At 66.3% G+C, this 14,572-nt stretch carries 14 protein-coding genes; 7 read left to right on the forward strand and 7 right to left on the reverse strand.

The features are described 5' to 3' along the window. Positions 1-8: 8 nt before the first annotated feature. The 3 genes from KV110_RS36510 to KV110_RS36520 all read right to left on the reverse strand — a co-directional run bounded on the left by KV110_RS36510 (position 9) and on the right by KV110_RS36520 (position 2,277). Entirely contained in the window at positions 9-1,235 is a 1,227-nt protein-coding gene (locus KV110_RS36510; protein ID WP_218471683.1) for an epoxide hydrolase family protein, read from the reverse strand. Continuing rightward, on the reverse strand, positions 1,232-1,690 hold the full coding sequence (locus tag KV110_RS36515) for a MarR family winged helix-turn-helix transcriptional regulator (protein WP_246634190.1): 459 nt from the start codon (positions 1,688-1,690) through the stop codon (positions 1,232-1,234). The genes KV110_RS36510 and KV110_RS36515 overlap by 4 nt, the downstream gene beginning before the upstream one ends. A 194-nt stretch (positions 1,691-1,884) precedes the next feature. Beyond that, positions 1,885-2,277: a nuclear transport factor 2 family protein gene (locus tag KV110_RS36520; RefSeq protein ID WP_218471684.1), complete on the reverse strand. Its 393-nt coding sequence runs from the start codon at positions 2,275-2,277 to the stop codon at positions 1,885-1,887. A gap of 189 nt (positions 2,278-2,466) precedes the next feature. On the opposite strand from KV110_RS36520, the gene KV110_RS36525 reads away from it, so the two are divergent. The 4 genes from KV110_RS36525 (at position 2,467) to KV110_RS36540 (ending at position 5,924) form a co-directional block, all read left to right on the forward strand. Beyond that, entirely contained in the window at positions 2,467-3,069 is a 603-nt protein-coding gene (locus KV110_RS36525; RefSeq protein WP_218471685.1) for a hypothetical protein, read from the forward strand. A gap of 81 nt (positions 3,070-3,150) precedes the next feature. Continuing rightward, the gene (locus KV110_RS36530; RefSeq protein ID WP_218471686.1) at positions 3,151-4,002 is read left to right on the forward strand and encodes a GNAT family N-acetyltransferase; all 852 of its coding nucleotides are present in this window, start codon (positions 3,151-3,153) and stop codon (positions 4,000-4,002) included. Between the two features lie 296 nt (positions 4,003-4,298). Next, positions 4,299-4,694, forward strand: a complete 396-nt coding sequence (locus tag KV110_RS36535; RefSeq protein WP_246634191.1) for a hypothetical protein — start codon at positions 4,299-4,301, stop codon at positions 4,692-4,694. 69 nt (positions 4,695-4,763) lie between these two features. Next, positions 4,764-5,924 carry an alpha/beta hydrolase gene (locus KV110_RS36540; protein ID WP_218471688.1) on the forward strand — a complete coding sequence of 387 codons (1,161 nt, stop codon included), beginning with the start codon at positions 4,764-4,766 and terminating at the stop codon, positions 5,922-5,924. A gap of 93 nt (positions 5,925-6,017) precedes the next feature. Here the strand turns inward: KV110_RS36540 and KV110_RS36545 are convergent, their stop codons facing one another. Beyond that, a complete protein-coding gene (locus KV110_RS36545; protein ID WP_246634192.1) occupies positions 6,018-7,061 on the reverse strand; it encodes an ABC-2 transporter permease in 1,044 nt (347 codons plus the stop codon). A gap of 82 nt (positions 7,062-7,143) precedes the next feature. Continuing rightward, a complete protein-coding gene (locus KV110_RS36550; RefSeq protein WP_218471689.1) occupies positions 7,144-8,400 on the reverse strand; it encodes a cytochrome P450 in 1,257 nt (418 codons plus the stop codon). Between the two features lie 276 nt (positions 8,401-8,676). On the opposite strand from KV110_RS36550, the gene KV110_RS36555 reads away from it, so the two are divergent. Then, positions 8,677-9,564, forward strand: a complete 888-nt coding sequence (locus tag KV110_RS36555; protein WP_218471690.1) for an esterase/lipase family protein — start codon at positions 8,677-8,679, stop codon at positions 9,562-9,564. Here KV110_RS36555 and KV110_RS36560 read toward each other — a convergent pair. Then, positions 9,552-10,142 (reverse strand): hypothetical protein, encoded by a 591-nt coding sequence (locus tag KV110_RS36560; RefSeq protein WP_246634193.1) that lies wholly within the window; start codon positions 10,140-10,142, stop codon positions 9,552-9,554. The two genes, KV110_RS36555 and KV110_RS36560, sit on opposite strands and share 13 nt — an antisense overlap. A gap of 168 nt (positions 10,143-10,310) precedes the next feature. On the opposite strand from KV110_RS36560, the gene KV110_RS36565 reads away from it, so the two are divergent. After that, a complete protein-coding gene (locus tag KV110_RS36565; RefSeq protein WP_218471691.1) occupies positions 10,311-10,787 on the forward strand; it encodes a DUF3237 domain-containing protein in 477 nt (158 codons plus the stop codon). A 37-nt stretch (positions 10,788-10,824) separates the two neighbouring features. On the opposite strand, the gene KV110_RS36570 is transcribed toward KV110_RS36565, so the two are convergent. Continuing rightward, positions 10,825-12,618 (reverse strand): sugar-binding protein, encoded by a 1,794-nt coding sequence (locus KV110_RS36570; protein ID WP_246634194.1) that lies wholly within the window; start codon positions 12,616-12,618, stop codon positions 10,825-10,827. Positions 12,619-13,007: 389 nt separating this feature from the next. On the opposite strand from KV110_RS36570, the gene KV110_RS36575 reads away from it, so the two are divergent. Further along, positions 13,008-14,180 (forward strand): serine hydrolase domain-containing protein, encoded by a 1,173-nt coding sequence (locus KV110_RS36575; RefSeq protein ID WP_218471692.1) that lies wholly within the window; start codon positions 13,008-13,010, stop codon positions 14,178-14,180. The last annotated feature ends 392 nt before the right edge of the window (positions 14,181-14,572 follow it).

Consider the following 14,572-nt stretch of genomic DNA (forward strand, 5'->3'; position numbering starts at 1 on the left):
GCGGACACTCAACGGCGGTCGCGGAACGTGCGGCGCAAATCATCAACCCAGGCGTCAGGGAGTTCCCAAGGGATGAAGTGGCCACCTGCTTCGTGGGCGGTGAGGTTGACGTGGTTGTACCACTCGGCGCGGTCGCTGGCGAGCCAGCTCTGCACCCGTTGCTCAGGAGTGGTTACGCCGGGCGGGTTTTCGTGGCCGACGAACGTGATGCCGGTGGGGGCTTCGATGACCGGAATTCTGTCGTGCGCGGGAGTCCATGGGTAGCGGTTCGCGTTGGCGTAGTAGCGGATCGAGGTTCCGATGGCGTTGTTGACCCAGAAGATCATGGTGTGGGTGAGGATGTCGTCTTTGGTGAAGACGGACTCGATGTCGCCGTGGTTGTCGCTCCACTTGACCCAGCGCTCGAGGATCCAGGCGAGCAGGCCGACGGGCGAATCGGTGAGGCCGTAGGCGAGGGTGCTCGGCGCGAGGACCTGCGCCGCCAGGTGAACGGCGAACCGGTGCTCCAAGGAGAGGAGCTGCCGGTAAGCGGGCTCGGGCAGATCCGGCGGGATCGGTTGGCCGCCAGCGAGATCCCAGGCCCGGTCGCCGTTGAAGAGGGTGAGTTTCTGGCCGGACCCGATGTGGATGCCGTGCAGTTCGTCGGCGTATCGGTGGCCGAGCTCACCGGTGACGAGTGCGCCGACGTCGCAGCCTGCGGCGGCGTATTTCCGGTAGCCGAGGGTATCGGTCATCAGCGTGTGCCAGAGGTCGGCGACCTTCCAGAAGTTCATGTCGGGGTGCTTCGGCAACGGCGTGGAGAAGCCGAAGCCGGGCAGTGAGGGGACGATGACGTCGAAGGCGTCGGCCGGGTCGCCGCCGAAGGCAGCGGGATCGGCCAGCGGGTCGATCACCTTGGCCCAGTGCCAGAAGGTCCATGGCCAGCCGTGGGTGAGGATCAGCGGCGTCGGGTTGGGTCCGACACCCGGTTTGCGCAAGAAGTGGATCGGCACGCCCTCGACGCTCACGTGGTAGTGCTCGTAGGCGTTGATCGCGGCTTCGGCTGTGCGCCAGTCGTATTCGTTCAACCAGTACTCGACGAGTTCCTGGAGGTACCCGCGGCCGACGCCGTAGTACCAGTCCTCGTTGCCCGCGTCGTCCGGCCATCTGGTGAGCCGGAGCCGTGCCGCGAGATCGTCCAGTACGTCGTCGGTGACGTGGATGGGCGCGGCCTCGAGCGGGAACTGCGATGTCATGAATGTCCTTCCGAGATAGGCGAGTCCATCAGCGTGGCCATCCGCTCGAGCGCGGGCAGTGCCGCGCTGATGCTTTGTCGTTGCGTGGGCGTCAATGCCGCGACCAGCTCGGTGATCCGGCGGACCCGCTCCCGATGTCGCGTCTGGACGACCCGCGCTCCGGCGTCGGTCACCCGGACGAGCACCGCCCGGCCATCCGCCGGATCCGGCCGGCGTTCGACCAACCCGTCCCGTTCCAACCGACTCACCAACTGGGTGATCGCGGGCTGAGTGATCTGCTCGGTCACCTTCAGCGCGGACAACCGCATCGGCCCCCGATGGACCAGCGTGTGCAACACCGAAAGCGTCGTGAACGTGTGCTTCTCAGCGCTGGGCAACCGGATGGACGCCCTCGTGAACGCTCCCATCACCCTGACCAGCTCGTCGACATCAAGCCCGTGCCGCTGTCCTGCCACCCCCAAAATATATCACCAATTTATTTAATCTACTTATCTACTTCGCGAGTATCGCCGCCGTCCACGACAACACACCTGACTACGGCGTGAGCCGCACACCCTGTATACGGGGTGTGCGGCTCACTCAAGGGTGTGCAGTTTCAAGCCAGCCGACCGCGGCAGGCGGTGGGCCAGCGGTGGTTCGGGCGATTCGGTTAGCGCGCCTCGCCGAGTGCCGTGAGCATGCCCGGGGTGTCGAGGTAGGTGGTGAATCCCGCGATGCGGTCATTCCGCACGTGCCACACGTGCACCTGGGGGAGGTCGAAGGCGACACCTTGCCTGGTGGCACCGACACCGCGACCGATCACGACCACGTCGTCGCCCGCGGCGAAGCTGCGTTCGGGAATGGACTTGGCTTCGATGCTCGACAGCATCGTGCCGAAGAATGTGATGGCGCCCTCGTGTCCTACGTGTTTTCCGCCCCACGGTAATTGCGCGGTCATCGTTATCTCGATATCGGGGTCGAACAGTCGCTCGATGGCCGTGAAATCGATTTCGTCGAAGGCGCGGTACACCTGCGCGACCAGGTCGAGATTGGCTTGTGACACTGAAACGGGCTCCTCGTGGGATGAAACGTGTTGAACACCAACATCATCACCGTCGGTCGGCCCGGTCGCGACCGGAAGAAGGCGACACTTTGGTATCGGTTGGCCCAACACGCGCCACGGTCACCCGGATATCCGGAACCAGGGTTTTCCCGGAGGTCTCCGCGCGCCCGCCCTGCCAAGCTTATGAGCGTGAAATCCCCTGGAGTGCTGCTGTTTATCGCGCCCCTGTTCGTTTCCGGGTACGGAGTGCTCCGGCTGTTCGGTTTGGCGGATGGTGTTTACGGGCCGGGCCTCGATTGGCAGGCAGCGCACATCGTCGGCCTGATCGGCATGGTGCTCTTCGTCCCGGCCGTACTCGGGCTCGGACAGTTGCTCGGCCCCGGCGGCCTGCGGACCGCCGCGGTGACCGTCACGTTGGTCGGATTGGTTACCTCAATCGTCCAATTCGGCGCCGACATCGTGTTCGCCGCACAGGCCGCGGACAAGGCGGGCATGTCCCGGCTCAGCCATGAGTTCTCGGATACCCCTGGTGTTCGGCTCGCGTTCTACACGGTCGGGCCGCCGCTGTTCTTCCTCGGCTTGGTCGTGCTGACCATCCTGCTCGCGCGGGCCGGACGACTGCCTTGGTGGAGCCCGATCGTGATGACGGTCAGCGCCGTGGCGCCCGTGCTCACGCTGGATCTGCTTCCGCTGGCGGGTCTCGGCATTCTCGCCGCGGTGGTGCCATTGCGAAGGGCCGGTGACGAATCCGATTCGCTTGCGCGAGCGTTCCGGGACTCCGCCCAGTTGTAGTCGAGCCAGCGCCGTGGGCGGACCGATGGGCCACAGTAAAATCGTCTCGAATTCTGCGCCTACCCTGGTAGGAATGCATCCATGCTGCCTGAACTGAGCTTGTTTGCCGGAACCGACCTTTCGGCCCGCATCGAGCGCGTCGAACGATCGATGATGGAAGAGGGTGCCCGCGCGGCCGCACGGCGGAACCCGAAGGAGCAGGTGCTCGTGCACCCCATCGGCAGCGGCCTCGCGGTGTGGGCGGGCGCGGGTTCGCCGCTGAACAAGGTCGTCGGTGTCGGCATGACCGGCGACTTCGACGACAGTGAGCTGAAGGCCGTGGAGCAGGCTTACGCCGAGCGGGACGCGCCGGTGCAGTTCGAGGTCTCGACCCTGGCCGACCCCACCGTCGTCGAACGCCTGACCCGGCGCGGTTACCTGCTGACCGGTTTCGAGAACGTACTCGCGTCGCGTCTGGACCAAGGCAGGCAGGCGAATCCGGCCGAAGGAGTCGAGATCTCCGCCGTCGGCCCCGAACAGTTCGAAACCTGGATGAACGTCTTCATCGATGGTTTCGCCGCACCCGACACCCAGGGCGTCACCGCCACCGAGGAGTTCCCTCGCGAAGCCTTCGACGCCGCGATGCGCGACCTCGCCGCGACGACCGGCTTCACCGGTTCCCTCGCTCACCTCGACGGTGTCCCCGTCGGCGGTGCCAGCCTGCGCCGCACCGAAGGTGTCGCCCAACTCTGTGGAGCGACAACCCTGCCCGCCTTCCGCCGCCGCGGGGTACAGGCCTCGCTCTTGTCGACCCGCCTGGCCTACGCCGCCGCCGAAGGTTGCGACCTCGCCGTGGTAACCACCCTGCCCGGCTCGAAATCCCAGCAGAACGTCCAAGCAATCGGCTTCCAACTCGTCTACGTCCGCGCCCTCCTCGTCCGCGAAGCCCCCTAGCCTTCATCGAATCCTGTTGAGTGCGTTCGAGATTCAGCTGAGCAGGACCGTGCGTATTCGGTTCTCCGGGTCCACCCTTCGGCGGATCGCGGCGAGCCGGAGGTAGTTGTGGCCGAGCTCCATCAGCCGTTGAGCAGGATGGTGGAGTCCGCGGCATACGCCCCGAGGCGGAGCGGTGACGCCGGAAAATACATCCTTCGAACGATAACGATCGGGCCGGTGGGCCGATGTGCAAGATCGCTGCCCGGCCGGACAATTCCCCACAGAGCTTGCTATTCGGCCGGAAGGTGTTCGTCGTGACGGATGTTGTGCGAAGTGCGAGCTACATCGCTGCCACCGTGGCGGAGCTGCGGCAGTACAGCATCGCGGACAAAGCGGCCGGGATCGTCAGTCAACGGGCGTTGTTTCCGCGGCGCGGCCGAATCGAACTCACCGACCACGGCCTGGTGCTGACGGACTGGAGCGACGCGGGCGATCTGACGCTGCCGCGCGAGGCGATCCTCTCGCTGCGCCGTGCGTTCACCTCGCTCTACGGCCGATTCATCGGTGGCCTGCTCGATGCGGGAAAGCCGCTGATCATGCAGACGACCACGGTCGGCGAGATCTACGTGCTGATCGACCGCCGCGAAATCCTCGAATTCACTACCAACCGCCGATGGGAAGCCGCGATCGCCGCCTGGCGGCAGTCCTGAACCAGGCGCCGCGCCCAGCGACCGGCGTGCCGCCGTGGCGGCCGCCGGTGGCCATGCGTTAATGATCGAATGGTCATTCGCTGGCTAATTACGGCATTGGCGGCGGTGCTGGCCGTGGTGATGGTCGCGTTCAGCTACGTGATCCTCATGGTGCGAATTCCCGCGCCCTTCGTGCTGCTGACGCATCTGGTGAGCGACTATGGGTTGTACCTGATCCCGCTCGGCTCGGCGGGATTCGCGCTGTCGCTCATCGCATTCGGCAGGAAGGGACGCATCGGGGTACGCCGGGTGGCGGCGGTGACCGGGCTGGTGTGCCTGCTCGGCGTGGTCGCCGCGGGCTTTCCGCTGGCCGCGTCGTGGGGGATGGCCGTACGGCATGACGCGAAGCTGTCGTTCGGCGATTACCTCACCGGCGGCACGAATACCGGCGCACCCGTCGAATCGTCGAGCGCCGTGTACAACACCGTCGAGGGTGCGGATCTGTGGCTCGACGTGAAGTTGCCCGCGGGCACGGCGCCGCGGCCCGCGGTGGTCTGGGTGCACGGCGGCGGCTGGGCCCACGGCGATCGCGGGGAGGCGCCTGAGTGGCATAAGTGGTTGACCGACAAGGGATATGCCGTCTTCGCCATCGACTACCGGCTCACCCCGCCGCCGCGCTGGAATCAAGCGCCCGCGGATGTGAAGTGCGCCGTCGGGTGGGTCAAGCAGCAGGCAGGCAAGTACGGCATCGATCCGGAGCGGGTGATGATCGCGGGTGGCTCGGCGGGCGGCAATCTGGCGCTGATGGCCGCCTACGCCGACGACCGAGTGCTGCCGAGTTGTGCGGTGACCGACACGGCCGTCAAGGCGGTTGCGGCGTTCTACCCCGTTCCCGACCTGGCCGAGGCCTGGCGCGATACCGGTCTGCCCGACCGGATGCACGCCTTTCTCGCGGACTACACCGGCGGGACCCCGGACCAGGTGCCCGACCGCTATAAAGCGGCATCCCCGGTGACCTACGTCCGGCCGAATGTGCCGCCGACGCTGTTGCTGCACGGCACCAGAGACCACGTCGCCCCGTACCGGGGCTCGGTCGAACTCAACGAAAGATTACGCCGGGTCGGCGTCGAAAGTCAGCTGCTGGCAATCCCTTACGGCGAACACATCTACGACTTCACCTGGGGTGACTGGGGCACCCAGATCTCCAGGCACGTCTTCGGCAAGTTCCTCGCCGACCACTTCCCGATCTGACGGTGGTCCCGCGCGCAGTTCCGCCCGCTGCGCTCCACTTCGCCAGCACAATGCGCGCGTGCCGAGAACCATTGCGCTGCACCGGTCATTGTTTCAGGCGGCGTGTGCACTCCGCGTCGGCCGTCCGCCCGGATGACGGTGACGCCAGATCCAGAACACCGCGCACGCGACCAGCGCCCAGCCGCCGAGTACCAGAAACGGGAAAAGGTGTTGGTGCGCACGGAAATACACCGCGGTGTGCTGAGCGTTCACCGATGCGCCAGGCGGCAGCCAGCGGCCGATGTGGCCGAGCAGGGAGGGCAGTAGCGGCCAGGAGACCGCGCCGCCGGAGGACGGGTTGCCGAGCAGCACCATCAAACCCCAGGTCGGCAGGATCGCCCACCGTCCGACCAGGGTGTTGAACATGGTGAACACCATCCCGGAGGTGAACATCGTCAGCGACAGGATCAACCACGATTCCGCGAACGGCAGCCGAACCGCACCGAGCACCCAATCCGCCACCGCCGCAATGGTGAAACCGCCGAACACCGAATAGGCCACGGTGAAACCGATCCGCTCGGCCGGGTTGAGCGCGGACGCTTGCACACTGAACTGTGTTGCGCCGATGAAGCCGATGATCACCGCGGCCAGCGAGATGTAGAAGATCGCCAGCCCGCGCGGATCGCCGCGTTGCAACGGCACGACATCGGTGACCTCGACCGGCACCCCCACGACCGGACCGGCCTGCGCCGCGGTCCCGCTGAGCAGTTGCGCGACCGACTGACCGGACGCACTGGAAATATCGAGCCGCACACCCGGCGACCCCGCCCCGACGATGGCGAAAACCTTCTGCTCGTCCACATCCGAGCGAGCCGCCACCGCGCTGTCATACCCCCGCACGGCCAGCGAATCGTGCAGCGAACGTTGCATCTCCGCCAGAAACTCCCGAACCGGCGGATCCTGTGCGACCACCGCGATCGGAATCTGGCGCGGCGTCGGATTCGCCAGCGCGTACGTATACGACCCCGCGAACAATCCCGCCGCCGCGGCAACCAGCAACACCAGCACGGTCGCGGGCAGGTAGGGCGAAGCCCGCACCATCGCCAACCACTCCGCCCTGGTGCGCCGCCGCTCATGCTGACCATGCAGGTTAGCCATCTCCGCACCCTAAGTCCCACCAGCCACGATGCCCCACCACCCGCCCGGCCTGTCGCCGGTCGCACCCCCTTTGCGCGGGCAATTACGGCTGCGGTAACGGTGGAGATTCGGGGAAGGTGACGGGGAGGGCGGTCAGTGCTCGATGGAACGGGCCGGGGCGCCAGGTGAGGTCGGTGGCGGGCACCGCGAGGCTTAGCTCGGGTAAGGCGTCGAGTAGCTGGTCGATGGCGTCCTGGGCGATCAGGTAGGCCAGCGAACTGGCGGGGCAGACGTGCGGGCCGGTGCCCCACGCGAGATGGGAACGGTTGCCCGCGTACTGGTTCGCGGCGATCTCCGGGTCGGTATTGCAGGCGGCCATGCTGATGACGACCGGCTGGTGGGCGGGCAACCAGATGTCATCGATCAAGATCGGCTGCCTCGGGAAGCTGATGCAGAAGTTCGCCATCGGCGGGTCATTGAACAACACCTCGTCGAGTGCGTCCCTGGTCGACAGGCTGCCGCCGAGCACACTGCCGCCGAAGCGCTCCTCGGTGAGGATCAGCAGCAACGTATTGACGATCAAATTTTGCTGCGGCTCGATGCCCGCGCCGTACAGCGTGGCCAACTGGTGCACCATTTCGGTATCGCTCAGCCCGGCCGGGTGCTGCAGCATTCGGGTGGTGACGTCGTCGCCGGGTTCGGCTCGCTTGAGCTGGGTCAACTCCAGCAGTGCGCCGATGAGCATCTTGTTCCCGCGGTCGGCGTCGACGCCCTCGAAAATCGCGGCCATACCGGTCGCGGCTTGCTGCGCGATCTCGGCAGGACAACCGAGCAAGGCGTTCAGAACCGCGAAGGCGAGCGGAAAAGCGTACTGGCGCACCAGGTCCGCCGAGCCGTCCGCGCAGAACGAATTGATCAGCGGTATCGCGACCTCGGCGACGGTGTCGTGCAGACCGTATTGATCGACCTTGTCGAGCCCCGCGGTATTGGTTTGCCGGTAGCGCGCGTGCTCGGCGCCCGCGTTGCGTAAGGCATTCGGCCGCCATTGCATCATCGGCAACACCGGGCAGTCGGCCGGAACGCTCTGCTGCCAGGTGCGCGGATCGGCCGGAAAATGGTCCGGATCATTGAAGATCCGCACCGCGGTGTAATACCCGATCACCAAAGTGGCCGGCACGCCCGCCGCCAATTCCACCGGCACCAACGATCCGTATCGTTCGCGCATCTGCCGATAGGCGCCGTGCGGATCCGCCGCGAACTCCGGCGAATACAGCGACACCCGCGGGCCGTCGGTGTCGATCGGCGAACCGGGCGGGGCGGGCACGGCCCGGCTATGCGCGGTGGGCGGGGGCATCGTCATCGCAGAAAACTCCAGGCGGTCGAACAACAAGCTTCGTGAGCCTATGCAGCCGATAGTTCGCATGTACCGAAAACCGCTCGGTCGCTCTAGAAACCTTTTCGCGCCACTCCGGCAACATGTTTGCCACCTATTCGCCCTAATGGTTGCATGGAAGCACAATGCCTGGTGGCGTGATTGGCGTCGAATTTGCCGTGCAGACCTTTTGGTGAAAGGAGTTGTGCGTCGATGCCTGCGCGTGCATGCCGTCGAGGAATCCCCGCTCTGACTGTCACATTCGTGGTCGCGGGAATGGTCGCGGCCGCTCCCGCGTGGGCCGATATCAGTCGGGATGGCGCCTTCGCGCCCGCGGGCGCGAACGATTGGGGGTGCGTCCCGACATCGGCCCGGCCGGAACCGGTGCTGCTCGTGCACGGGACGTGGGGCAATCAGAACTCGTGGGACACCCTGGCGCCGCAGCTGAAAGGCCTTGGGGTATGCGTTTTCTCGCTCAACTATGGCCACGCGCCGTTCAGCGTGCGCGGCTCGGCTCCCGGCGTCTTCGGCACGGCGGACATCCGCTCCTCCGCCAGGGAACTCGCGGCGTTCGTCGACCGGGTGCGCGATGCCACCGGCGCGGCGAAGGTGGATATCGTCGCGCATTCGCAGGGCGGTCCGCTCACCCGGCAGTACTTGCGGTTCGAGGGCGGCGCGTATCGCGGCGATGCGAGCCGCAACAAGGTCGGCCGACTCGTCACCATTGCCGCCACCCACCACGGCACCACGGCCGATGGACTCGGCCAGCTACTACCGACCGGGAGCGCATCCGGAATAACGGACGGCGTGATTGCCAGGGTGCTCGGTATCGCGGCGGCGCAACAGCTGACCGGCAGCGAATTCATCCGCACCCTCAATGCCGCGGGCGACACCGAACCCGGCATTCATTACACGGCGATCGCGACGCGCGTGGACCACGTCGTCACCCCGCCCGAAGCCACCTTCCTCCGCGCCGGTCACGGCTCGACCGTCGACAATGTGTGGGTCCAAGACGTATGCCCCACCGATTCTTTCCACCACGGCATCCTCCCCGACTCGCCCGCGGTCGCCCTTTTGGTGCACCAGGCCCTCGGCCTGAACTATTCCGGCGACCCGTGCCCCGATGGCGGGTCGGTCCCTCATACGCAGTAGTGGCACACGCCGTTGGCGGGGAGTTGGATGAAGCACTGCGCGCATACGGCCGCACGCGTCGGCTGCGGCTTGACTTCCACCTGCGCGGTGCTGCTCGTCGAACGACGGCCCGCCACCTTGGGGGTGAGGGGTGGAATCGCCATATCGGAAGGCATTGCGGCGCCGTAGAACTCGTAGCACTGCCAGCGGGCGTAGGCCGCGTGCAATTCGAGATCGTCCGGCATCGGCAATCCGGCAAGCTCCAGTACGTATTTGTAGGTGTCGCCGACGGTGTGGTTCTGCCGCACACACAGCGCGGTGAGGGGTGGCTCCCCCGCCTTGTGACAGCGACGGGCGATCTTGCGCAGGATCGCGTCCATCCAGGTGCGCGTCGGCGCCTCGGTATGCACCCCCGAGGCCTCCTGCACCCGATCGGCCAACTCGCCGACGGTGATGAAATGCCCGTACCCCGTGGCGATCTCGGACAACTCGGCATGTGCGGCCAGCGCCCACGCCACCGTCGCCGCACGCAACGACACCGCGGCGCCGTCACCCGCCCGCCATGCTCCCGCCGTCGTGGGTACCGAATTCCTGATCACGCGACCAAGTTATCGCGACACCCCATGAAAAGACGAATGACCCGGCGACCTGCGCGCATGCACCGAGGCGACCGGCACTTGCGGCAACAAGCCCTTTACCAACTATACGGTCGACCGTATGCTTAACGTGTGACTACCAAAAGCACTGACATGACACCGGATTCACGAGTGCGGGCCGTCGCCGAGATCCAGACGACCCACCTGTTCGACATGGCCATCGATTTGAATCCGCCGCTGGACATCGGGAAGGGGCCGTTCGGTCATCGGATCCTGTTCGGCGCTGCCGGCGGATCGTTCGATGGGCCGAAGCTCCGCGGCGAAGTACTGCCGGGCGGTGGCGACTGGGCATTGTTTCGTCCCGACCGAGCAATGACGCTCGATGTGCGGCTGACGCTACGCACGCATGACGACGCCCTGATCCAGGTGACCTACGGGGGACGCTGGGTCATTCCGCCCGAACTGCGAGACGACCTCGCCGATCCCGTCAAGAGCCGTCAGATCGACCCGGCGCGTTATTACTTTCGAACCGCTCCGCTCTTCGAAACCGGCTCGGAGCAGTACGCGTGGCTGAACGACATCGTCTGTGTCGGTTCGGGTTATCTGATCGAAGGCGGGGTTGCCTACCAGGTCTCGCAGGTTATTTGACGGCACGCGCCCAGCCAGGTCCGCACGAAAGTTTCGGTTAGCGTGCGGATCTGGGCCTCGGGCCGCCCGCGATGGGCACTCCGGTACGCCTGGCCTGGGCCAGCGACGCGGACGAGTCGGCGCTGCGGGCGGCGGTCTGCGGGATGACGGGCGGCATCCCGGTCGGCGCAATTACTGGTTGGCGATAGTCCGCGAGCTTTGCGGTGCCCCACACGTACGGGTCTGCCTGCGCACTGCCGAATGGTGACCAAGCCAGGCGGGTCTGCCCGGTCTTGTCGTCGGTATCTGAGTCGTAGACAAGGATGTTCATCGCGAACCTGTCGGGGTCGACCGCCGCGGGAAGCTCGGTGAGCGGGATCTTCACCTCGACCGTGTACCCCCGGTACGGTTCGGTGACCACTGCGGCCACCCGCATCCCCGATAGCGCCGAGCCCTGATGATTGTCGGCATCGCGCTCGGCGGCCGGGCCGCCTGTTGCCGAGTACGGCAGGATGCCGGTCTTGAAGGTGGTGGAGGTGTCGTCGGAATCGCCGCGTGGATCGAGGGCGATCTCGACCGAGTCGGTGCGCCAATGCCGCTTGATGTCGTCGGCCGCCAGTTCGGCGCCCCGCCGGTCGTCAGTCACCGCGACCAGCACGTACAGGTCGTCGTTGTGCCTGGCCAGCTTCGCGGTCGCGGCGCACCCGCCGCCGCCTTGCCAGACGGCGAGCGGCAATTCTGGTCCCGGATACTCCCCCGGTCCCTCGACCGCATTGACGACCGGCGCGATCGCCACGGCCGGAATCGTAGTGCTCGGGTTCGGCGGGTAGTCCGGTTGGACCCGGTTGGCCAACCACGGCAAGCCGACTCGGTCGGCCCACGCGGCGAACTCGGCGTACAGCGGCTTCAATCCGGTTTGCCGGTGCACCGTCGCCTCGATGAACCGGCCGTCCTCGGCCAGCACCGTGAACCAATCAGAACCGAGCTGCCGCGCGTCCGATGGCACGCGCGCGGGCATCGCGGCGAAACCCTGTGTCAGATATAGCCGGGCGGCGTCGCGTTCGACCTGCGCCCAGGTCGTGTTGTGGACACGCGAGCGGACACCGGACCACACGCCGATGACCGGCAACCCAGTGTCGGGATCGGTGCGTTGCTGTTCGGGTGCTTCGGGTCCGAGGAGCGAGTCGAACCGGTAGTTCTGGGCGAGAAGCCTGCTGGGCTGCCACGGTGCCAGCCCCTCGTCGGCGAGCTGCCCGGGAAATGCGTTCGGGTCACCCGCCAGCCGGAACGCCTCAATTCCGAGACGCGCCGAGAATTGATGTCCGCCATGCTGATTGAACGGACGCGGATCCATCACCACGATCGTGTGCGGTGTCGTCAGGCGGACCAAGCGCACCAGCCTGGCCATCGTGTCCTGTTCGTCCCAGATGCGTGCGGTCAGCGGCGCGGACAGGGTGTACCAGAAGTCCGGCTTGTCGAGGTAGTAGATGTTCTCGATCCCGGCGAACGCGGTTGCGGTCCGTTCCTCCGTCTCCCGGATCAGGCCCAGCTCCGGTCCTTCATCCAGCCCGACGGCATTGCCGCCACCCTCGCCACGGGTGACGGTGACGACGCCGGTACGCCAGCCCAGGTCTTCGTGCCACTGTCCGAAAGTGGAGAGATTGCTCGATTCGTCGTCCGGGTGCGCACCGATGAACAACACGTCGGTATGCGCCGGATCCCGTCGCGCGTCCACCGTGTTCCGTCGACCGTCGCGCCGAGCAGTGTCCGACGGAATGCCCGCCACCAGCCCGGTGACCGCCAGGCCCGAAGCAAGAACAGCACGCCGACTCAGTTTCCTCGCCTGCGCCACCCAAGCCTCCAGTCGTCGCGGACCCGCTACCTGCGAGATCTGGCCACCCTAAGGGACCAAAGCGACCGCGGCGGACTCATGTTCCGTTCCGACGCAGAGCCCTCAGCTACCGCCTACTTGGCGACTCCCCGTCGGCGGTCTTCGCCAACACCGAGTCCGCCTGGGAAGCCATCGGCTGGGAGACGAACGACTACACCGCAGTCACCCTCTTCTGCATGACAACCGAGACATTCCCCGGCGGTAACCCTGCCCCGCCCCGCTAGCCTCACCCGATAAGCGAACCGGCGCGACAGGAAAAAGGCCCATCCAGTCGGATATCGTCTGGGCGCGAAGGGGTTTCGCCTGTCCGGTGCCCCCGCTGGATCTCGTCGAGGAGGCTCGAGGCGTTGGTGGAGGGTTTTGTAGAGCGCGGGTTCGAAGGGGTCCGAGACGGCTTCACGCGCGCACACGAGGGTGATGAGGGCGCCGCGCAGCTGTGCGTGTATCGCCAGGGGCGCGTCGTAGTGGACCTCTGGACGGGGCAGGACCCGGAGTCCGGAAAGACGTGGGACGCGGAATCTTTGACGGTGCTCATGTCGGTGTCGAAAGGGATGACCGCGACCTGCGTGCACATCCTTGTCGATCGAGGCCAGCTCGACCTCGACACCCCGGTTCGGGCGTACTGGCCGGAGTTCGCGGCCGGGGGCAAGGCCGAGATGACGGTCGCCGACGTGCTGTCGCATCGAGGTGGGCTGTCCAGCTTCGATGCCGAATCCCATATCGGGGCCCGAGATTTGCCGGACTGGTCGGCGTGCGTGTCCGCGCTGGAGTCGATGACTCCCCTGTGGCAGCCGGGAACCGCGTTCTACTACCACTCCCTTACGTGGGGCTACCTGGCCGGCGAGCTGATCCGGCGGGTCACCGGAAAGAGCGTCGGTGAGTTCCTCGCCGCCGAGATCGCCGAGCCGCTCGGGTTGAGTATGTGGATCGGCCTGCCGGAAAACGAGGAATACCGGGTCGTTCCGCAGTTCACCCGCCGGTACATGCCCGGCGCCGCCGACGTGGAAGCGGTGCTGATCCGCATGGGGGTCGACGTCAGCACACGGCTGGTTCGCGCGACGCTCGCGACGGTCGCGACAAGGGACGAGGGCCTCGCGCTGCTGAATACCCGAGCGGGGCACGCGGCGGAAGTCCCGTCCGGCAACGGGATCGGAAACGCGCGCTCGGTGGCACGAATGTTCGCCGCGACGATCGGTGAAATCGACGGCATCCGCCTGCTCACCCCGGAAGCGGTAGAGCGGGCCCGCCAACCCCAAACCGAGGGCCTCAACCACCCGGCGCCCCTGGACATGATGCCGCGAAACAACTACTTCGCCCACGGCTACGAACTAACTCGCCCCACCCAACTCCTCGGCAACGGCGCCTTCGGACAGATCGGCACCGGCGGACGAATCGGCTTCGCCCACCCCGAATCCGGCACCGCCGTCGGCTACACCTGCACCAACATGGTCGGCGACGACACCGGAGGCCCCGACCCCCGCTGGCTACCGTGGTCCGAGCCCTTGCGCAAAGCGCTCACCTGACCTGCCCTACCACGCGCGGGAGGCGACCCACGGATAGGCGTCCAGGGGCGCGGCACCGGGAAGACGGCCATGGGTTGAGGGTCGGAGGAGACGGACCGGAGACTCGCGAGGGAATTCTCCTCGTGTGGCGCCGGGACCGGAACGGTATGTGGCATGGGGTGGTCGTGTTCCAAGAGGATCACGGACTCGGCCGAGAGATTGTTCCCGCCGACAGGCTCCACAAACCCGACCTAGACCGTCGCCGTGGCATTGTGTCGAGGATCCAACTCCAACCCCTTCGAATTGAGCCGCCCGCCAGAGCGATGTCCCGACGGCGGAGGCCCGAATGGCCGGTGTCACGGTGGTACATGCCGAGTCAGCCATGGGCTCAACAGCAAACCTCGGCCTCGCCG

It is taken from the genome of Nocardia iowensis (genome assembly GCF_019222765.1).
GTDB classification, from domain to species: Bacteria; Actinomycetota; Actinomycetes; order Mycobacteriales; family Mycobacteriaceae; genus Nocardia; species Nocardia iowensis.

What these genes read in the sequence shown, in the direction of transcription:
- KV110_RS36550 (WP_218471689.1), bottom strand. Translation starts at nt 8,400, where the DNA reads ATGACGATGCCCCCGCCCACCGCGCATAGCCGGGCCGTGCCCGCCCCG.
- KV110_RS36530 (WP_218471686.1), top strand. Translation starts at nt 3,151, where the DNA reads ATGCTGCCTGAACTGAGCTTGTTTGCCGGAACCGACCTTTCGGCCCGC.
- KV110_RS36545 (WP_246634192.1), bottom strand. Translation starts at nt 7,061, where the DNA reads ATGGCTAACCTGCATGGTCAGCATGAGCGGCGGCGCACCAGGGCGGAG.
- KV110_RS36510 (WP_218471683.1), bottom strand. Translation starts at nt 1,235, where the DNA reads ATGACATCGCAGTTCCCGCTCGAGGCCGCGCCCATCCACGTCACCGAC.
- KV110_RS36540 (WP_218471688.1), top strand. Translation starts at nt 4,764, where the DNA reads ATGGTCATTCGCTGGCTAATTACGGCATTGGCGGCGGTGCTGGCCGTG.